Here is a 21,037-nt window from a genome sequence, read left to right as displayed (position 1 = left end):
GAGGGGGAATTTCCACATGCTGCGTGAGGGGATGCTGACGGCGGGGCTGCTGTGGGGGGCGGTGGCGGCCGCGGCGGTCGAGGGACCCGGCCGCACTCAGTTCCTCCAAGCGGCCCGGGCCACCGGCCCGGTGACGGTGGACGGCAGGCTGGACGAGGATACGTGGGCGCGGGCCCCCGTCTTCGACGGCTTCGTGCAGCGCTTCCCGGACGCGGGCAAGGCCCCCAGCGAGCGCACCGAGCTGCGCGTCCTCTACGACGACCGCAACCTCTACATCGCCGTCACCAACCACGACTCGGAGCCGGCGCTCATCAACCGCAACCTGGGGCGGCGCGACAGCGACCTGTACTCGGACCGGGTGAAGGTGCTGCTGGACACCACGCACGACCACCGCACCGCCTACGTCTTCACGGTGAACGCGGGCGGGGTGCAGTCGGACGGCCTCTACTACGACGACCGGCTGTACAGCACGGATTGGGACGGGGTGTGGGACGCGGCGGCGGCGCCACGCGAGGGGGGCTGGGTGGCCGAATTCGCCATTCCCCTGTCGCTGCTGCGCTTCCCCGAGGCGCCAGTGCAGACGTGGGGCTTCTCGGTGCGCCGGGACATCGCCCGCCGCAACGAGGAGCTGGAGACGGTGCTCAACCCGCGCACCAGCAACGCGGTGGTGTCACGGCTGGGGCACCTCACGGGCCTGGAGGAGCTGAAGCCGCAGCGGGCGGTGGAGCTGGTGCCGTACCTGGCGGCGCGCACGGTGGCCCGGCCGCAGTTCTCGGACGCAGCGAGGCCCTGGCCCCGGCTGGTGGACCCGTCGGCGGACCTCGGGCTGGACTTCAAGCTGGCCCTCACCAGCGACCTGTCGCTGACGGGCACCCTCAACCCGGACTTCGGCCAGGTGGAGGCGGACCAGCTCATCCTCAACCTCTCCACCTTCGAGACCTTCTTCCCGGAGAAGCGCCCCTTCTTCACCCAGGGCATGGAGCTGTTCAACCCGGTGGGGGGACAGGGCGGGCCGCAGACGCTCTTCTACTCGAGGCGCATCGGGCTGGAGACGCCCATCCTCGGGGCGGCGAAGCTGACGGGCACGGTGGCGCCGGGCGTGGAGGTGGGCCTGCTGGACGCGGTCGTCACCGGGCCGTGGAGCCGGGACGTGGACGAGGAGCGGCCGGACCGGACGGTGGGCCTGCACCTGACGCGCCCGCTGCACGTGGGCCCCCACAACGCCCTGCCCACCTCTCCGGCGGTGCCCATGAACTACCTGGCGGCGGTGGTGCGCGGACAGGTGGGCACGAACTCGCGCGTGGGCGGCATGGTGACGATGGCGACGCCCCTCACCGGCGGGTGCTCGGACGAGGACGCGGCGCTGGACGAGGAGCTGCAACCGGAGCCGTGCCTGGCGAGGGGAGGCAACGCGGCGGCGGTGGACTTCGACCTGAAGACGGCGGACGGCGCGTACGGGCTGATGGGGCAGGTGGACGCCTCACAGGGGGTGGGCGGAGTGCCCGAGCGCACGCTGCGCGATGGCACCGTGCTGCGCCGGGGAGACACGGGCCTGGGCGCCTACGTGCGCGCGGGGAAGTTCGGCGGCGAGGGCTTCCGGTGGGACGTGGGGGATGACTTCTCCACGCCGCGGCTGAACCTCAACGGCACGGGCTTCCAGCGCACGCAGAACGAGCACGCGCCGCGGCTCTCGCTGCGCTACCAGCGGCCGGACGGCATGGGGCCCTTCAAGTCCTACTCGGCCAACCTCAACGCGGGCACGCGGTGGACGACGGACGGCCGGGCCCTCAACCGGGGGAGCTGGTTCAACTTCAACACGGGCGCGCAGCTGCCGAGCTTCGACTACGTCGGGGTGGAGGTGGGCGCGGACGTGGGCGGCTGGAACGTGCGCGAGTTGAACAGCACGGGCGTGCCGCTGGAGAACAGGCAATCGATGTTCGCGGCGCTCATCGTGGAGACGAACGAGAACCGGATGGCGTCGGTGGGAGGCTTCGTGGCGGTGTCCCGCAACATCCCGTCGGGCCCGGTGACACCGGCGTGGGGGGGACTGGTGAACCTGTATGGGACGGTGCGGCCCCACCCGGCGCTGGAGACGCGGCTGGAGGTGGTCCTGGACCGAACCCCCTTCACGCCGCGCTTCATCGAGGACCTGGGAGACCACCGCTTCCTGCTGAGCCCGCTGCTGACGGACTCGATGTCGCTGACGCTGCGGCAACAGTGGGTGGTGACGCCGCGGTTGACGCTGCAGGCGTATGCGCAGCTCTTCACCGCGTACGGGGCCTACGGCACCTATTACGAGGGCGTGTCCGACGCGGCCCGCACGCCCATCCGCTTCGCCAGCCTGGTGCCGGTGGAGCGGGAGAACACGGACGACTTCCACGACGTGGCGCTGAACCTGAACATGGTGCTGCGCTGGGAGTACCGCCTGGGCTCGACGCTGTACGTGGTGTACACGCACGGGCAGCAGCGCTTCCCGGTGGCAGAGGGCGCGCGGCCGCCGCACACGCTGATGCCGAGCGGCCTGCTGGCGGGAGCGGCCAACGACGCGTTGATGGTGAAGTGGTCCTGGTACTGGGGCGCGTGACCGGATCGTCACGCGAGGGTGTGATTCACCTCATAGCCCGCCCCGGGCACCCGGCACATGATGCGTGGCCTACCGCCCAGGAGCGCCATGAATCCCACGCCGTCCCTTCCGCAGAATGACTCGCCCGCCGAGCAGGCGCAGCGCCTCACCACCCTCACGAGCCAGCGGCAGGTCTACACCTACCGGTTCGACAGCCGGCTGAGCCCGCTGGGGATCGCGGCCGAGGTTCCTCGCCAGGACAACTTCTCCTTCGTCTCGTTGGATGGCATCGCCACCACCGCGCTGCAACTGCTGGGCAACGTGCTGGCCATCGGCGCGAAGCTCTTCGACAACGGGGAGGCGATCCAAAACGACGCCGGCCTGTCCGAGCCGGAGCTGCGCAGGGTCGAGGGGCTCTACCAGGAGCTGGCGGAGGGCTTCAGCCGGCTATCGGACCGGACGGCCCGGCTCCACCAGGCGTCGCGCTCCCCGGGGGTGGCGCTCATCGCCGGAGTCATCGAGGGCCCCCGCACGCTGCTCAAGGCGGCGGGCCAGAAGCTGGAGGAGACCGCCGGAGTCACGCTGGTGTCCGAGATCGCGACCCAGGCCGCGCTGGACGTGCCCGCCATCGGGCAGGACATCCGCGACCTCATCGACACCCTGCTGAAGAAGCTGTTGTCCGAGGCGGGTGAGCTGTTCCTCGCGTACCTGGGGCTGTACGGCAAGGCGGCGTCGCTCGACGCCTACTCGACCCAGTTCTCGCTGCTGCAGGCTCCTTCGGTCGCCAGCAACTACGAGAGCGACCTCGTCTTCGCGCGCATGCGGCTGGCCGGGCCCAACCCGATGGTGCTCCAGGGCATCCAGGCGCTCCCCGAGAAGTTCCCGGTGACGGACGCGCAGTTCCAGTCCGTGATGGGCCCGGATGACACCCTGGCCCGCGCGGGCCGGGAGGGCCGGCTGTTCCTGACGGACTACGCCCTCTTCCAGGGCATCCCCACCGGACAGACCTCGGGCGGACAGAAGTACATCGAAGCACCGCTCGCCCTGTTCGCGGTGCCCGCCGCCAACGTGTCCGACCGGAAGCTGCGCGCGGTGGCCATCCAGTGCTCGCAGACGCCCGGCCGCTCCAGTCCCATCTTCACCCCGAAGGACGGCACCTCCTGGCGCCTGGCCCGCCTGCACGTGCAGGTGGCGGATGGCAACCACCACGAGCTCATCGCGCACCTGGGCCTCACCCACCTGGTCCTGGAGGAGTTCGCCATGGCCACGCCCCGGCAGCTCGCGCCCCAGCACCCGCTCTACCTCCTGCTGACGCCGCACTTCCAGGGCACCCTCGCCATCAACAACGCCGCGGAGGGCTCCCTCATCGCCCCCGGCGGCCCCGTGGACCAGTTGCTCGCGGGGGAGATCACCGCCTCCACCCAGCTGAGCATCCAGGCCGTGGCCAACCTCTCCATCAACCAGGCCTTCCTGCCCAGGGCCCTGGCGGCTCGCGGAGTGGAGGACCCCTCCAAGCTGCCGGACTTCCCCTACCGCGACGACGCGCTGCTGCTCTGGAACGACATCCGCGGCTGGGTGAGCGAGTACCTCGCCATCTACTACAACGATGACGCCGCCGTGCGCGGCGACTACGAGCTGCAGGGCTGGGTCACCGAGCTGTCCAGCGCCGAGGGCGGCAAGCTGAAGGACGTCGGGGAGAACGGCGCGGGCATCCAGACCTTCGAGTACCTGGTGGACCTGGCCACCTACGTCCTCTTCACCGCGAGCGCGCAGCACGCGGCGGTCAACTTCCCGCAGCGCACGGTCATGAGCTTCACCCCGGCCCTGCCGCTGGCGGCCTACGCCCCCGCGCCCACCTCGGTGGAGGAGGAACTGCCGGAGAGCGCGGAGCTGAGCCATCTGCCGCCATTGCAGATGGCCTTCCTGCAGCAGGCGGTCACCTTCGGGCTGGGCAACGTGTACTTCACCCGGCTGGGCGGCTACGACACGTACCTGCGCGAGCCCTGGTTCCAGGACGCGCGGGTCTGGCCGGCGATGCAGGCCTTCCAGAAGCGGCTGCGCGCCACGGAGCGGGAGATCGGCCAGCGCAACCTGTCGCGCATCCCCTACGAGACGCTGCTGCCGTCGGCGATTCCGCAGAGCATCAACATCTAAGCCATCCGAAGTAAGTCCGTTCAGGGGGTGCTCTTGCCGCAACGCGGAGGGCACCTTCTGGCCGCGCAGCGTGCCGACTGGTCCGACAGTAGGACCAGTTGCTCCCGAGCGCGGCCGGACCTCCCCCTGAAAGGACTTACTTCCATGGGCCTGGCACCACCGTCTGGAGGAGTGGACTCCCCCTCGCCTCCGCAGCCCCTGCGGGCTCCCTTCATCCTCGGGTCTGCCCCGTGCACAAAGGTCAAATCGGATTCAACATTGAAGTCGCCGCGGGCCAGGGCGCATGGGGAACCGAATAGCGGGATAGGCTCGCCCGGACATGAGATGGGGAACGGCTCGACCCGCCGGGTGGATATGTCTCCTGGCCCTGCTGCTCCAGGCCTGCGCGACAACGGGAGCGATGGATGGCATCGAGCCCGAGGAGGACCTTCCGACGGAGGAAACCGGGAGGGACCTGAATCCACCGTGGGAGGCGCGCAACGAGGAGACGGACGAAGAAGCACGCCGGGCCGAGGCCACGGAGGCGCTATCGGGCATGCGTGGAGTGGCCAGCCACGTGGAGGAGGCAGACGTCGAGTTGGTCTTCCGCTTCTGGGCTCAGAACGGCGTGCTGAGCCTGCTGTCCTGGAAGCGTGGTGCCGGAGGAGCGCACCTCGCGAAGAAGGCGGACTCGTTCGCCCCGGGATTCGAGGACCACCTGCCCACCTACGTGAGGGCTCGCATTGGAGAGCTTGTCCTCACCTTGCACCGGCAGCGGAGCACGTGGAGCCTGCGCTCCCTCACCACCTCGGAGAACTCCAAGCCACTGGAGGCCAGGACGCTGCCCATGCGACGCACGGGCGTGACAGCGGACACCCTTGCCCAGGCGCATGCCGTGGCCACCCAGGTGTCCAGGGGGCTGCGGGTACCCGATGGAGGCAACGCCACGGCGTGGGTGGAGGTCCGGTTGGATGATGACCGGGTCCTTGATGCGACGACCGCGCGCTACGACTCCCATGGCGGCCCGCCTGTCCGGGAGCCCTCGCCGGAACTGGTGGCGCAGCTCACCCAGGGAATCCTGCCGTTCACCCAGGGCATCGGACCGCGCACCCTCCGGCTGAGGCTGGAGGCGGAGCACCGCCGGACGGAGCAGCATGCGCACTGGCGCGTGATGGAAGCCGGGACGCTGCGTCCGGCGCCAGAGGCCTCGCCTGACCTCGTCGCCGAGCACTATGCGCTCTACGAGCGCATCCTCCGCGAGTGGAGGGAGGAGACGCAGGACGCCTTCGTGCAAGCGGGCGTCACCAGTACCGAGTTCCTCGCCACCTGGTTCATCAGCAGCCTCGCGTTACGCGGTGGCCTCGCGCTCTTCGAGGCGGTGGCGCCCAGGCTGGCGCCCATCCTGGCCCGGGGCGGCTCGGAGGCGGTGGCCTGGTTCCGCTACTTCCTCGCCCGGGTACGTCCGGCAGAGCGGGAACAATTCCATCTCTTGTGGACGAAGGCGCAGACGCGAGGACTGTCGGTCGCGGAGAAGGAGCAGTTCCGCAAGCTCATGGCCCGCTTCGAGAAGCTCCTCGACGCCAGGCTGGACCGCGATGCGAGCAACGAGCTCAGGCGGATGGCGCAAAAGGACTTCTACGGGAAGCTCCATACCAACCTGGCGAAGCTCCTGATTGATGACGATGGATTTCTCTATCCTGTGCACCATCGCCTTCCCCTGGAGTACGCGCATCTCTTCCATCGGTTGAACATCAACGCCCGCGAAAACCTGTGGGGCGTGCACAAACTCGTGCACGAGGGAATCAACAATATCTGGACGTCATTCCGGCGGGCGAAAGGCAAGGCCACCGAGGAAGACGTGCGGAAAGTGGCTGCCATCGTAGACCGGCACTTTGGCCGCTGGGTCAACCAACGTTATGACGTGGGCCGCTCCGCGTCCGCACTCGCCAAAGCCGAGGCGGATGCACTTGAGGAAGTGAAGTTGCTGGTAAATCTCATACTGAAATGAGCATGGCCATGACTGCGGATATCCCACTGCCCGGGCTCGATCGGCTGATGGAGATGTATCGAAAGTACGGGCTGCACATGGAATTCCGGCCGCCAGGACGTGCCCCGCCTGAAGCAGGAGCACTCGTTGCGGGTTACCCTTTCGACCCTCTACTCGCGGCCGTCTACAGGCGCCTTGGCAGAGCTGATTTCGGAGGAGAGTTCGGGGGGCAGCTCTTCCTCAGCCGGGTCGATGACCAGCGCAACGGAATCGCACTGGACACAGAAGGATTTCGCCGTTCGGAGGAACCCTTCCGCTCCTCCGTCATCTTCGGGAACATCCCCGGGCTCGCCCACTATTTCGCCGTGGTGCCCAAGCTGGCCGACGAACGAGGCCGCCAGCCCGTCATCTTCATTGATGCCTACATGGACAGGTACGTCCTGCCCATCGCCTCGGACGTGGACCGCTTCTTCGACACCCTCTCCCACTTCATCGACCTGCTCGTGGTGGACCAGGGCTACCTGTTCGATGGCATGCCCGGCATCCATTTTCCCGACAGCGTGCCCGAGCTCATCGCGCGCGACCGCCGGCTCGTTGAGATGATCATCACCGGCCGCTTCGACTTCATCATGAACCTGGGGGACGAGTTCCAGGACTGGCTCGCCCGGGTGAAATCCGCTTGAGCGAGAAGCCCCCTCACTCCAGCGACGGCGCCGTGTCCCCCGGCATCATCGCCTGCCGTGCCAATGACACCGGCAGCCCCAGTTGCAGGAACCGGTCGTGGAAGTCGCGCAGCGAGAACGTCTGTCCCCGCGCCTCCAGGTACCGCTTGTAGTCCTCGCGCAGCTTCAGGATCTGCATCCGCCCCAGCGCGTAATAGAGATACGTCGGGTTGAACGTGCCCCGCTGCACCTCGCGCAGTGCCGGGAAGGGCTCGAAGTAGGCGATCTCCGCGTAGCGCTTCGCCGCGCCCTCCACCGACTCACCGAAGGCATGCATCGACAGGCCCGCGTGCCACCGCGCATGCCTCTGCAGCGCCCGCCGCAACTGCCCCAGCCGCACCGCCGGGTCTCCCCCGCCGAAGCCCTCGTCCACCATCATCTGCTCCACGTAGTGCGCCCAGCCCTCCACCAGCGACGCGGGCGTGAACACCTTGCGCACCTCCGTCGGAATCCGCGCCTCGTACAGCAGCTGCACGAAGTGCCCCGGCATCCCCTCGTGCACCGTGATGCCCAGCAGCCCCGCGCGGTTGAAGTACGTCAGGTGCTGCGCCTTCTGCTCCGCCGTCCACTCCGGCTCCACGTTGGTGATGTTGTAGAAGGCCTCCGTCGCCCGCGTCTCGAATGGCCCCGGCGTATCCATCGACGCGAAGCCCATCCGCGCGTACGGCGGCGTCTCCCTCACCGCCGGCAGCCGCTCCGAGGGCAGCGTCAGCAGCCCCTTCTCCACCACGAACCGCTGGCACTCCTCCAACTGCTTGCGCGCTGTCGGAATCAGCTCCTCGGCCGTCGGGTGGTCGTGCACCAGCGCGTCCATCACCGCCACCGGTGACTTCGTCGCGTCCACCCGCGCCGCCTCCTTCGCCACCCACTCCTGGTACCTCCGGATGGCCCGCTCGTTGACGTCGCGCAGTTGCTCGGCCGTCAGCTCCACGTGCTCCTCCAGCGCGAGCTTCTTCTCGAAGAGCGCCTTCCCCAGCCGGAAGTCCCCCTTCGCCTTCGGCAGCAGCTCCTGCTCCTGCCACCTCGCGAAGCCCTCCACCTCGGTCACCGCCCGCGCCAGCGCGGTGGAAAGCTCCTGACGCAGCCCCGCGTCCACCCGCGCCAGCCCCTGCGCCTCCAGCGCCTTCGGCAAGTCCGAGCGCAGGAAGCCCACCGTGCCGCGCGTGTCGCGCAGGCCCTGCTCGGCCCACGGCTTCGGCACGTCGCGCAGGTTCTCCTTCGCCGCGGCCACCACCGCCGCAATCCGCTCCAGCCGCGCCAGCAGGCTCCGCACCCGCTCCTCCACCGGAGCGAACTCCCGCTGCGACAGCGACGAGAGGCCACTGGCGATCACCCCGTTGTAGAGCATCGGGTTGCGCTGCCAGCCGCGCTCCTCCTCCAACTCCAGCAGCTCCGCGCGGATGGCGTTCTCCAGGATGCGCACGTCGAACACCGCGTCTCCGGTGAGCGCCGCCCGGTCCAGCCGCTCCAGCCGCGCGAGCCACCCGTGCAGCTCCCCGGCCTGGCGCTGGATGGCCTCGGCCGACAGGTCCTGCACCCGCGCGTCGTACTGGTGCAGGCCCAGGTTCGTCGAGCGCACCGGGTGCGCGGCGTAGTACCAGTCGAGGTACTCGCGGGCGAAGCGGGCGTATTCAGCATCGGCGGGAGTGGAGGCCATGGCGGACGCGGAGGCCGCCGGCCCCGAGCCCGTGCGTGGAGCGCAGGCGGGCACCAGGAGCAGGGCGGCACAGCAGAGGGTGGTTCGAAGCATCACCTCCGCAGTCTCCATCCCCCGTGCGCGCCTGGGAAGGCGCTCGGAGTGGACTCCGTACCGCTTGCGCACCCGGCGCCTCCTCCCGCAGCCTCGCCCGTCATGAAACTCCGCGTGCTGCTCGCCTCCGCCCTCCTGCTGCCCGCCTGTGCGGCGCGGAGAGCCTCGCCCCCGCCCACTCCCGAGCCCACCAGCCCGCCCGTTGCCGCCCCGGCTCCAGCCCCCGAGCCCACCAGCGCGCCCGTCACCGCTCCCGCCCCCGAGCCCCAGAGCCCACCGGTGGCCGCGCTCCCTCCGGCCCCGGAGTTCACGGTGGCGCCTCCCACGGGCCTGCAGCGGGAGACAGGCCCCATCGGCACGCGCGACCCCATCCTCTTCCAGCGGGCCGCCAAGGACGGGCGCTGGGTCATCGCCTGCCAGGCCCGCGAGGACACCAATGGTGATGGCAAGCGGGAGCTCCACTTCGGCCGGCACGGGGACACGTTTGGGGACGCGCTCGCCCCCTACCTGTTCCTCGAGCCCGGCGAAGGCGAGCGGCTCGAGGACTTCCTCGCCGCGGATCCAACCGGCCGCTACCTCGTGGTGGTCCGCGGCGGCTCGCTCCGGCTGCTCGACACGTACACGCGCGCCGAGCACGAGCTGGCCCCTCCCGAGGCCATCCCCGAGAGCACCGCGCCCACCGCCTCCCTGCCCGTGTCCTTCTCCCGCGACGGCCAGCGCCTGCTCCTCGTGTCCCTGAGCGGGCCGGAGAAGCGGGCCACGGCCTTCCTCGTCGACCTGCGGGACGGCACCCGGCGCGAGGTGCCCCATGGCCCCGGCTTGCTGGGCCAGGCCGTGCTCGACCCGGAGGGCCGGTGGGTGTGGTTCGGCGTCGTCACCCAGGACACGGATGGGGATGGACAGCTCACCTGGCCCCGGGCGCAGACCTCGCTCGCTTCCAGGTACTGCCGGGGTCCCATCATGTCCTTCGGCACCTATGGCCAGGAGGGCGACTCGGCCTCGTGGTTGCTGCGCCGGGTGGACGCGGGTCCGCTCGTCCCGAGGGAAGGTGTCCTCCAGCCGCTCGGAGACGCCTTGCTGCGCCAGGGCGAGCAGGGAGAGGTGTTCGTCGAGCAGGCCTCGGGCCAGCGCACCGAGTGGGTGCCCGCGAGCTGCCGCGCCAACGTCCTCCACGTGGATGCCGAGCGGGAGCAGGTGCTCGTGGCCTGCACCGCCCAGGGCAACGCGCTCGAGCTGCACGGGGCCCGGGTCCACCAACCGCTCGGCATCTCCAGCGGGTACGAAACACGGCCCCCGCCCTCCAACGGTCCCCTCCGGCTGTTCCCGGTCATGCCCTCCTCCCCGGAGGGCGGCGCGCCGTCCGCTTCCGCCCAGAGCGTGGTGGACCTGGAGACGCGCACCGTGCACCCGATGCGAGGCGAGGTGCAATACACGGAGGGGACTCGGGCCCTGGTGCAGCGGTACGCCGGACGCAAGAACCAGAGCCGCCGCCTCTGGCTCATGGACACCGCGACGGGAGAGCAGCGCGAGCTCGGCGAGCAGACCGTGTACGGCGTCGTGGCCGCGGGGAGCTTCGTCTACGCCGAGGGCCTGCTGGTGGACATGAGCACCGCACGGCTCGTCAGAAAGGTCCTGGACGACGTGCGGGCCGTGGATACGCAGGGCCGCATGGTGCTCAACCACTTCGGCCTGGGACGGACGGTGCCCCGGGGCCCCCTCCAGTGGACGCCGCCCGTGCGCTCCCACTGAAACACGGGGGAGCGGCCGGGCGGGCATGTCCCCCGGGGCCGATTGCATATCCGCCACCGGCTCCCGTCCAAGCCCTTGAATGCCATCTTCAACAATCTGTCCCGAGCTCCCGTGCACGCGGAACGTGCGGGAGGGGGCCTCCTGGGTTAAGGGTTCGCCTGCCTGACAGCCCTGGTTGCGTGCAACCCCCGAGGCCCCTGGCGGGTGGAGGTACCGAGAGATGTCCGAACAGCAGCCGAAGAAGAAGCGCTGGCCCTATGTCCTGGGCGGCATCGTCCTGTTGCTGGTGGGGGTGGTGGCGGTGGCCCTGTGGCGGCTCGACGCCTTCCTCCTCCAGCGCGCCCGCACCGAGGCCGCGGCGCTCTCCCAGACGCTGGGCCGGCCCGTGGAGATTGGTGACATCTCCACCCAGCTCGTCCCCCACGTGGGCGTCGAGGTGGAGAACGTGGTGGTGGGCGCCGCCGAGGGCGAGCAGGTGCCCCTGGCGGAGCTGAAGGAGCTCGACGTGGAGGTGGCGCTCTGGCCCGCCCTCACCTCGCGCGGCCAGGACATCCAGGTGAAGAACGCCGAGGTGTCCGGGCTCACCGTCAACGTCGTCCGGCTGCCGGATGGCACCACCAACGTGTCGCGGCTGCAGGAGAAGCTCGCCCAGCAGCAGCCCAAGGAGGAGCCGCCCGCCGAGAAGCAGCCCACGGACCTGTCGGCGGTGCGCGTGGACCGGGCGGCGCTCACGGACGCCACCATCCGCTTCATCGACCGGAGCGCGGCGCAGGCGCGCGAGCTGGCCATCTCCGACCTCGACGTGGAGGTGAAGGACCTGCGCGCGGGCAAGCCGCTGGACGTGGTGCTGCACGCCGCGGTGCTGGCCGAGAAGCAGAACTTCCACCTCACGCTGCACACCACGCCGCTGCCGGCCTCGCTCATTCCCGTGCCCGAGCGCGTGGTGCTCAAGTCCGAGCCCATCGACCTGGCGCCGCTGGGGCCCTTCCTCGGGGCGGAGATGGGGCTGCAGGCGGGCACGCTCCAGGCGGACTGGACGGCGGAGCTGGGCGCGGCGGTGCCCGGCGGCACCGGACCCACCCACCTCAAGGGCGGCCTGCGCGCCCAGGGCCTGCGCTTCGCCGGGGCCGAGGGCGGCAAGGCGCTCGACGTGGTGGTGGACACCGACGTGACGGGCGACATGGACAAGGGCGACCTGTCCCTGCAGACGCTGCGGATGGAGCTCGGCCCGGCGCGCCTCACCGGCAAGGGCCAGGTGAAGGGGCTGCTCACCGAGACGCCCGCCATGCAGGACTTCGAGCTGGTGGGGCAGAACCTCGATCCGGCGGTGCTGGCCGAGTACTACCCGCCCTTGCGCAAGCAGCTCGCCAACCAGGTGGCGGGCCCCATCGGCCTGGTGGTGCGGGGCGGGGGCACGCAGGAATCGCAAGCGCTGACGGCGGAGGTGGACCTGACGCCGGTACGGCTGCGCATCCCCGAGCAGCTCTCCAAGGAGGCGGGCGCGCCCATGCGGCTGACGGCGCGGCTCACCGGGGCGGCGGCCAGCGGGGGCCCGCTGCGCTTCGACGCGAAGACGGACCTGACGGGCGTGGACATGCGGCCGGGGCTGCTGCTGGACAAGCGCCCCGGGCAGACCTTCACGGTGGACGCGGCGGGCACCTACCAACCCGAGAGCGGCAAGAAGCCGATGAAGGTGGACCTGAGCCGGCTGGGCATCGCCCTGCTCGAGTACACGATGGCGGGTACGGCGTCGTACTCGCAGTCGGGCACGGGCGCGAAGGAGACGATGACGTTCGCCCTGGCGCTCGACAGCCCGCGGCTCGACGCGGACGAGCTGTTGATGACGGACGAGGAGATCGCCGCCACGGTGGGCGGTCCGATTCCGGAGGAGGGGCCGAAGGATCCCAAGCGCTTCAACGGCATGCGCGGCGACATGCGGTTCAAGATTGGCGCGCTGCGGATGAACGAGATGGACCTGTCCAACATGGTGGCCGACCTGAAGATGGTGGATGACCTCATCACGGTGGAGCGCTTCACCACGGGCATCTACGGCGGCACGGTGTCGGCGAACGGGAGCACGGTGCGGCTGGGGCCCGACGCGGCGCAGCGGCCCTTCGAGCTGAAGGCCGAGGTGAAGGGCATGAACGTGGCGCAGGCGCTGACCAAGCGGGTGCCGCGCAAGGTGCTGGAGGGGACGTTCGACGGGCAGCTGAACCTGTCGGGCGTGGGCTACGAGATGGCCAGCCTGCAGGAGCGGCTCGCCGGAGCCATCCAGGGCAACCTGCTGGGCGGGGCGTTCTCGGGCATGGACATTCCGGCGGCGGTGACCGGACCGCTGGTGAAGGCGCTGCCCTTCGCGGGCAAGGTGCTGGACAGCGATGGCATCACCGAGCTGGCGGAGAACCTGCCGTTCGGGGTGACCATCAAGAATGGCGTGGCGCAGCTCTCCAAGCCCATCACCTGGACGAGGCCGGAGGCGGCGATGAGCTTCGAGGGAGGCATCCGGCTGGACGGGACGCTGGATCTGACGGGGATGGTGCACCTGCAGCCGCAGCTCATCGAGAAGATCACGGTGGGCCGGGCGAAGCCGACCGAGCCGCTGCCGGTGGCGCTGAAGCTGACGGGCAAGGCGTGGAGCCCGGAGGTGACGGGGCTGGACGTGAAGCCGGCGGCGGTGGCCATCGGGAAGATGGCGGCGGCGAGCGCGGCGACGCAGCTGCTAGGGGAGAAGGGCAAGGAGGTGGGGAAGGTCATCACCGGCGGCGCGGACGCGGCGAAGGAAGCGGCGCGGGTCGAGGCGGAGAAGCGTCAGAAGGAGCTGGAGGAGAAGGCGCGGCAGGAGGCCGATGACGCGCGCAAGAAGGCCGAGGAGGAAGCCAAGAAGCGCCTCCGCGGCCTCTTCGGACGCTAGGGACGTCTCGTCTCCGTCTCAGTGCTGCGCCACCGCGGGCAGCCGGGTGCTCCGAGCCCCCGGCGCCGCGGGCCCGCGCTGGCGCAGCAGGAACTCGCGGCGGACCTCCGTCTCCGGCGCGGTGCGCAGGAAGACGTCCAGGCTCGCCTCGCACAGCAGGCCCACGTTGAGCACGTGCCTGCAGTAGCCCCCGTGCCCCGTCTCCCAGTACTGGATGCGCTCGTTGTACACGCCGCGCGCCCACTCGCCGGGAATCAGGCGGAACAGCTCCTCGTGGGGCTCACCCCGCGACAGGCCGCTCCACTCGAGCCGTCCCGGCATCCCCATCTTCCCGTAGTCCAGCAGCACCCGGACGCCCGCCTCCGAGCGCTCCACCCGGAAGGCCTCCAGCTCGACGAAGGGCTTGCCCCTGCGCACCTCCGTCCAGTCCCTCGGCAGGAAGCGCCGCTGCTCGGAGAAGTACACGTGGTGCAGCGGGAAGGAGCCCTCGCCCCAGGCTCCCCCCAGGGCCTCGGGCAGCTCGCTCGCCACGGGCGTGGTGTCGCGCCCCCGCGCGCCCGCTCCACCTCGCGACTCCTTCGTCCACTCGGTGGTGAGCAGCTGGATGAGCAAGCCGGAGACTCGCGTGTCCGTACGGGGAGAGCGTGTGCTTCGATGCCGGGCCATGGTGTGACTCCCAGACGGGGCGCGTGTCCGGAACCGGCGAGAGGCCCCCTGCCCTCGTGATTCCCCGGGGCTCTACCCACCCGGCCTCCCTTTCAGACCGAAGGTATATCGGCAACCTGCGCAATCCCGGCAATCCCCCCCATGGCCATTCCCAGACGCTGCGGGCGATCCGCGTCCGAGGACCAACACTGCTCCCGCCCGCCGCCACACGATTCCCACGGCGCGAGAAGAAGAGAAGGCGCGCGCTACCGGGGCGCGGCCTCCGCGAGTACACCGCGCACGTGCTCGCACAGCTTCGCGGTGCCTCGCACGGCCTCGGGGAAACCTTCACCGAAAGTCTGGAAGTTGTGGACCATCTCCGGCCACACCTCCAGGTGCGCCTTCACTCCGGCCGCGCGCGCCTTCTCGGTGATGCGCACGCCGTCATCGTGCTGCAGCTCCGCGCTTCCCACGTGCACGAACAAGGGCGGCAGCCCGCGCAGGTCCGCGTACCAGGGCGAGACGAGCGGATTCCTCACGTCGGCCTCGCCCACGTACCACTTCGCCCAGTGCAGCAGCATGCGCTTGTCGCCCCAGTCGAAGCGCTCGTGGGCCACCACGCTCGCCCCGCTGCACTCGAGGTCCACCCAGGGCGCGATGAGCACGGCCCCCGCCGGCAGCGGCTCGCCCCGGTCTCTCAGCGCCACCAGCGAGGCGATGGCCAGCCCGCCCCCCGCCGAGTCTCCGCAGAACACCACCCGCTCCGGCCTCACCCCGGTGGACAGCAGCCAGCGGTACGCCGCCACCGTGTCCTCCACCGGCGCGGGAAAGGGGTGCTCGGGCGCCAGCCGGTAGTTGAGCCCCAGCACCCGTGCCCCCGTGCCCAGCGCGATTCGCGCGATGAGGTCCCCGTGCGTGCGCGTGGAGCCGAAGACGTATGAGCCCCCGTGCAGGTACACCACCACCGAGTCCCCGGCGGCCCCGGGCGGCGTGAACCACTCGGCTTGCACTCCGCCCGCATCCACCTGCTCGCGCCGCACCCGCTTCAGCGCCGGGGAAGGGACGGACAGCCGCTCCATCTCCTCGCGCTGCGCGGGCGCGTCCAGGTGGACGACGCGCTCGTTGGTGGCCCGCATGCAGGCCACCGTGGCCTCGTACTTGAAGCTCCACCCGGGCCGCAGCGGGCCGTGTTTCAGGCGCCGTGCCCCCGTGGCGAGGCTCGTGCCAATCAGTGTCGACAGGATGGCGGGCAGTCCCATGTGTCTTCCCCCGGTGTTGCTCGCACTGTGCACCAGGCAGGCACGGCGGGGGAACTCACCCCAGCTGCGCCAGCAGCGCCCGCGCGTCCCTGAAGTCGGTCAGGTCCACGTCCTCCCCGAACCGGGCGAGGAGCCGTGTCAGGTGGCCTCGCGCTTCCTCGGGCCGCCCCGTGTCCCGCAGCAGACGGCCCAGGCTCACCACCGTGCGCAGCTCGAAGAGGAGACACCCCTGCTCCCGGGCTGCGGTGAGACCCCGCGCGAGCTCCTCCCGGGCTTCGCACTCCTGCCCGCTGACGCGCAACAGCTCTGCGCGCAGGCGGCGCAGCTCGACCTCGAAGCCACGCTCTCCCGTGGCCCGCACGTGCTCCAGCGCCTCGCGCGCCACCGTCAGCCCTTCGCGGACTTGACCCAGCTTCAGGTGGACTCCCGCGAGCACGCCGAGGTACCAGGACAGCCCGCCCTTCTGCGCCTGGGCCCGGAAGCGCGCGACGGCCTGTTGCACGAGCGGCAGGCCCTCCCGAGGCTGACCCAGCTCCGCCAGGGCCCAGCCCCGGATCAATCTCGCCCAGACCGGCCAGACCCAATAGCTGCGCTCGCTGAACACGCCGATGACCTCGTCCACCCACGGCAAGGCCTCCTGGGCCTCCCGGCGGTTCAGGCAGGCCAGCGCGGCGAGGGTCAGCACCCGGACCAGGGAGAGGGGCTCGCCGATGCGACGGGCCATCGCCAGCAAGTCCGCCGCATACGCCCGGGCCTGCGCCCACCGCTCCGACCCCGAGAGGATGAAGGGGGCCCAGGGCAGTATCAGGACCGACGCGTCCCGCCCCCCCGGCACCTCCGCTCCGCTCCGCTCTCCGCTCGAGCGCCCGCTGGCCCTCGCGCGCTCGCTGTATTCCAGGGCGGCTCGCGTACATCCCCGGTAGGCGGAATCCAGTGCCCTCATCCAATAGCCCACGGCGAGCAGCTCCGGGCTTCGCTGGCGCTCTCCCTGGCGTATCACCCACCCAGCCAGCTCGGAGCACAGGGGGAACTCCGCCCGTACCATGTGATAGGAGAAGATGTCCCAGAAGCACGCGCCAGACTTGGGCGGAACCTCGTCCATCCGCCGCAGCAGCTCCCAGGCCCGGGCATACGTCCGCGCCGCGTCCGGCGAGTCGAAGCCCCCCATCACGGCCTGGGAGTAGCCCAAGACGGTCACCACCTGCAGCTCGTCACCCGGGCGTGCTCTGGCCTCCGGCAGGTGGCGCAGCAGCTCCAGCGCACGGGTGAGATGCTTCACCCCTTGCGAAGTGGCCATGCACTGCAGGGAGAGCACTCCGGCCCGGCTCCAGTAGGGAATGGCCGACGCGCACTCTCCCGCCTCCGTATAGTGGTGCGCGAGCACGTCGGGCCGCGTGCCCACCACCTGGGGGAAGCGCTCCTCCAGCACCCGGGCAATGCGCCGGTGGTGCAGCCTCCGCTCTCCGCGCGGCAGCGATTGGTAGGCCGCCTCCTGGAAGAGCGCGTGCCGGAACTGGTAACAGGGCTCGTCCACGCCCTCTCCCCCCTCCTGCAGGAGCTGCGCCTCGACCAGCCCCGCCAGCTCGCGCTGCAAGCCGGTGGCTTCCCGCCCCAGGACAGCCTCGAGCAGGGCCCGCGAGAAATCCCGCCCCACCACCGCGCACAGCTGGGCCAGCGCCTTCTGCCGTGAACAGAGCAGATCCAGCCGTGCCAGTAGCAGCTCGTCCAGGGTGGCCGGAATGGCCGCCGCCGCTCCTCCCTCCAGCACGAAGCGCGTCAGCTCCTCGATGAAGAACGGGATGCCATCCGTCTTCCGCACCAACTCGCCCACCGTCTCCTCCGGCAGGGGCGTGCCCCGGGCCACCTCTTTCACCAGCCTCACCGCGAGCCCGTCCGGCAGACGCTCCAGCAGCTGCGGGTGCAGCCAGGAACGGCAGGACCAGGAGGGCTGGAACTCGGGGCGGGCGCTGAGGACGACGAGGAGGCGCGCGCCCTCGACGCGTTCGAGCAGTGAGCCGAGGAATTCGAGCCAGGAGACGTCCGCCCAATGCAGGTCCTCGACGGCGAGGAGCACCGGGCGCTGCTTCGCCACGCCCAGCAGCAGCTCCCCCAGGGCCTCATAGGTCTTCTCCATCCGCCGCTTGAGCGTGAGCCGGTACACCGGGGCGGCCTCGGGGATGGGCAGGGAGAGAAGCAGTCCCAGCAGCTGCATCTGCTCCCCGGCCAGGCCCATCGCTCCCAGCTGCGTCTCCAACTCCTCCAGGTGCCGCTGGGGCGTGCCCTCTGGGGAGAAGCGCAGGAGACGCTGGAGCACTTCGGCGATGGGCGGGAGCACGCTGGCACCAGCCCTGGACCAGCACTGGAAGCGCAAGCGCGTGGCCGTCTCCGGGGGTACACGCTCGCGCAACTCCTGGAGGAGGCGAGACTTGCCGAGGCCCGCCTCGCCGCGCAGCAGCACGAACGCGCCCCGCCCGCCGCTCGCCCTGTCCCACAGCTCCACGAGCCACCGCAGCTCGCGCTCCCGCCCGACCAGGGGCGTGAGTCCACCGGCCACCAGCGTCCGCTCGAAGCGCACCCGCACCTGCCGCTCGCGAACGAGGCGGTGGACGGGTATGTGGACAGGCCCCGAGAAGTCCGTGAAGTCACGCGTCCCGAGGCGTTCCGTCTCGTAGGCCCCCCGCACCTGCCTCCACACCGCCTCGCTGGCGAGCACCTGCCCGGGCCCCGCCTGACCCGCGAGCCAGGACACTACCCTCGGGGCCTCGCCCCGCAGGGCCCCCGTATCCAGCATCATCCAGCCCGTGTGCAGGCCCACCCTCGTGCCCAACCCCGAGAGGCACAGGTGCGGCAGCCTCCGCTGGAGCGACGCCGGCAGGGTATGAGCGAGCTGCAACGCCGCGCGTACCGCGCGCTCCGCGTCGTCCTCCCGCACCCGCGGACAGCCAAAGCAGACGAACACCTCACCGCCCATGCACAGGGTGACGCTGCCGCCGTGCTGCCGGATGACCTCCACGCAGCCCTGATGGAAGGCCAACTCCAGCTCTCCCAGCTCCTCGGCATCCACCCGCCCCGCGAGACCCGGCAGGCCCGTCAGCTGGCAGGAGAGCAACACCAACCGCCGGCGCTGCTGACTGCCAGCCTCCCCCTCCTCCTCGAGTCCTGGCCAGGCCAAGCGCGCCCGCAGCTCCGGCAGCTCCCGCCGCAGCTCCAGCGCCGTCGGGAAGCGCCGGTCCGGGGCCTTGGCCAGCGCCGTGGCCAGCAGCGGCTCCACCTCCGGTGGCACCTCCGGGTTGCGCGCACGCACCGGGGGCGCTGGCTCCTCCGACAGCACCCGCTCGCGCAACGCTCCCAACGTGGCCCCCTCGAACGGTGGCCTTCCGGTGAGCATCTCGTACAGCACCACGCCCGCCGCCCAGACATCGGTGCGGGCATCCTGCGCCTCGCCCCGCCACTGCTCGGGCGCCATGTACGCTGGCGTCCCCGCCGTGGGCAGGTGGGGCGCAAGCCCGGCGCTGGCCGCAATGAGGTGCGACAGGCCGAAGTCCAGCAGCTTCACCGTCCCCTCGCGGGTGAGGAAGACGTTGCCCGGCTTGAGGTCCCGGTGGACGAGGCGCCGCTCGTGCGCGTGCGCCAGCCCCGCGCAGATGCCCTCGAGAACCTCCAACACGCGCCCCACCTCCAGCCGCCCCCGCTTCAGCCGCGCGGAGAGCGGCTCGCCCTCCAGGCACTCCATCACCAGGAAGGGCACGCCTGGCGCCTCGGGGAGGCCACTCCACAGGGCCACGTCGAAGATGCGGACGATGTTCCCGTGGTCCAACTGGGCCACCGCCCGCGCTTCCGCGAGCGCCTCCGCCTCGAAGCCCGGACGCGGCAGGAGGAACTTGAGCGCCACCTCGCGCCGCAGCATCCCGTCGCGCGCGCGGAACACCTGGCCCATTCCCCCGCCGCCCATCCACTCGAGCACCGTGTACCGCCGGCCGTCCGGGCCTCCCAGCCGTTGCCCGGGAACTGGCAACACGGGCAGCGGCTCCGGCCTCCCCAGCTCCCGCAGAAAGGAGTCCTCGAAATCCGAGCCGCCCGAGGAGGCCTCATGCCCGCCCGGCGTCAGCGCCTCCTGCCTGCCCTCTTGCGTGGCCTCCCTGCTCATCTCGTGCTCCGGTGGCACCGCCGCGTCTACCGGCAGTGGGCCCAGACGAGATGGGGACACGGGAGCACCGATGTGACTTCGCGAGCCAACCCGGGACGTCCGGCACCCTCACCCCGTCCCTCTCCCGGAGGGCGAGGGGATATTGGGCTCAGTGCCGCGTGATTCCCGGCGCGGGCGCCAGCTTGCGCGGGCCCAGCCGGTCCCGGTTGTGCGGCGCGAGCAGGTCCACCTGCGGCCCCACCGGCACGATGCGCGAGGGGTTGATGGCGTCCTGGCTCCAGTAATAGTGCACCTTGATGTGCTCGACGTTCGTCGTCTCCGCGAAGCCGGGCGTCTGGTACAGGTCCAGCAGGTAGTTCCACAGGTTGGGGAAGTCCTGCAGCCGCGCCAGGTTGCACTTGAAGTGCGCGTAGTAGACGAGATCGAAGCGCACCAGCGTGGTGTAGAGGCAGAGGTCCGCCTCGGTGAGCACGTCGCCGCACAGGTAGCGCTGCCGCTCCAGCACCTCCTCCCAGTGCTGCAGCGCGGTGAAGAGCTCGCGCACCGCCAGCTCGTACACCCCCTGGTTGCTCGCGAAGCCCGCCTTGTACACCCCGTTGTTCACCGGCTCGTAGAGCGCGTCGATCGTCTCGTCCACCTGCTCGCGCAGCCCCTCGGGCCACAGCGTCACCGGGTGCTCGGCGAAGGCGTCGAACTCGGTGTCCAGCATGCGCATCAGCTCGCGCGACTCGTTGTTGACGATGGTGTGCTCGCGCCCGTCCCACAGCACCGGCACCGTCACCCGCCCCGAGTAGTGCGCATCCGCCTTCAGGTAGAGCTCGCTCAGGTAGCGCGCGCCGTTGAGCTTGTCCTCGCCCGAGCGCGGGTAGCCCCCGAAGCCCCAGCCCTTGCGCCCCATGCGCGGGTCCACCACCGTGAGGCCCACCGCCGCCTCCAGTCCCTTGAGCTTGCGCATGAGGAGCGCGCGGCTCGCCCACGGGCAGGCATACGAGACATAGAGATGGTAGCGGCCGGCCTCCGCCGGGAAGCGCCCCTCCCCGCTCGCGGACACCCTGTCATGGAAGCGCGTGCGCGGACGCACGAAGCGTCCGGCCTCGTCCGGGGCGTACCAGTCCGTACGCCACTCTCCGTCCACCAGCATTCCCACGGTTCACCTCCGTTGCCTGGAAAC

Annotated in this window: 11 protein-coding genes; 6 read left to right on the top strand and 5 right to left on the bottom strand. The window is 70.5% G+C overall.

The features are described from left to right. The first annotated feature begins 16 nt into the window (after positions 1-16). The 4 genes from NR798_RS01750 (at position 17) to NR798_RS01735 (ending at position 7,366) form a co-directional block, all read left to right on the top strand. Positions 17-2,584: a DUF5916 domain-containing protein gene (locus tag NR798_RS01750; RefSeq protein ID WP_375769632.1), complete on the top strand. Its 2,568-nt coding sequence runs from the start codon at positions 17-19 to the stop codon at positions 2,582-2,584. Positions 2,585-2,671: 87 nt separating this feature from the next. Further along, positions 2,672-4,717 carry a lipoxygenase family protein gene (locus tag NR798_RS01745; protein WP_375769631.1) on the top strand — a complete coding sequence of 682 codons (2,046 nt, stop codon included), beginning with the start codon at positions 2,672-2,674 and terminating at the stop codon, positions 4,715-4,717. A 319-nt stretch (positions 4,718-5,036) separates the two neighbouring features. Next, the gene (locus NR798_RS01740; RefSeq protein ID WP_375769630.1) at positions 5,037-6,704 is read left to right on the top strand and encodes a hypothetical protein; all 1,668 of its coding nucleotides are present in this window, start codon (positions 5,037-5,039) and stop codon (positions 6,702-6,704) included. Positions 6,705-6,712: 8 nt separating this feature from the next. Continuing rightward, the gene (locus tag NR798_RS01735) at positions 6,713-7,366 is read left to right on the top strand and encodes a hypothetical protein (RefSeq protein ID WP_375769629.1); all 654 of its coding nucleotides are present in this window, start codon (positions 6,713-6,715) and stop codon (positions 7,364-7,366) included. 13 nt (positions 7,367-7,379) lie between these two features. Here the strand turns inward: NR798_RS01735 and NR798_RS01730 are convergent, their stop codons facing one another. Continuing rightward, positions 7,380-9,155: a DUF885 domain-containing protein gene (locus tag NR798_RS01730; RefSeq protein WP_375769628.1), complete on the bottom strand. Its 1,776-nt coding sequence runs from the start codon at positions 9,153-9,155 to the stop codon at positions 7,380-7,382. 102 nt (positions 9,156-9,257) lie between these two features. On the opposite strand from NR798_RS01730, the gene NR798_RS01725 reads away from it, so the two are divergent. Both NR798_RS01725 and NR798_RS01720 read left to right on the top strand, forming a co-directional pair. Next, positions 9,258-10,904: a hypothetical protein gene (locus NR798_RS01725; protein WP_375769627.1), complete on the top strand. Its 1,647-nt coding sequence runs from the start codon at positions 9,258-9,260 to the stop codon at positions 10,902-10,904. Positions 10,905-11,124: 220 nt separating this feature from the next. Next, a complete protein-coding gene (locus tag NR798_RS01720; RefSeq protein WP_375769626.1) occupies positions 11,125-13,815 on the top strand; it encodes an AsmA family protein in 2,691 nt (896 codons plus the stop codon). A gap of 18 nt (positions 13,816-13,833) precedes the next feature. Here NR798_RS01720 and NR798_RS01715 read toward each other — a convergent pair whose 3' ends face one another. The 4 genes from NR798_RS01715 to NR798_RS01700 form a co-directional block, all read right to left on the bottom strand. Then, entirely contained in the window at positions 13,834-14,427 is a 594-nt protein-coding gene (locus tag NR798_RS01715) for a hypothetical protein (protein WP_375769625.1), read from the bottom strand. 299 nt (positions 14,428-14,726) lie between these two features. Beyond that, entirely contained in the window at positions 14,727-15,719 is a 993-nt protein-coding gene (locus tag NR798_RS01710; RefSeq protein WP_375769624.1) for an alpha/beta hydrolase, read from the bottom strand. A gap of 55 nt (positions 15,720-15,774) precedes the next feature. Further along, positions 15,775-19,866: a protein kinase gene (locus tag NR798_RS01705; RefSeq protein WP_375769623.1), complete on the bottom strand. Its 4,092-nt coding sequence runs from the start codon at positions 19,864-19,866 to the stop codon at positions 15,775-15,777. Positions 19,867-20,014: 148 nt separating this feature from the next. Further along, positions 20,015-21,007, bottom strand: a complete 993-nt coding sequence (locus NR798_RS01700) for a glutathione S-transferase family protein (protein ID WP_375773708.1) — start codon at positions 21,005-21,007, stop codon at positions 20,015-20,017. Positions 21,008-21,037: the final 30 nt, after the last annotated feature.

Source organism: Archangium gephyra (genome assembly GCF_042230915.1).
Taxonomy (GTDB): Bacteria; Myxococcota; Myxococcia; order Myxococcales; family Myxococcaceae; genus Archangium; species Archangium gephyra_B.
The sequence above is the reverse complement of the archived record's forward strand: the minus strand, read 5'-3'. Positions and strand labels throughout refer to the sequence as shown.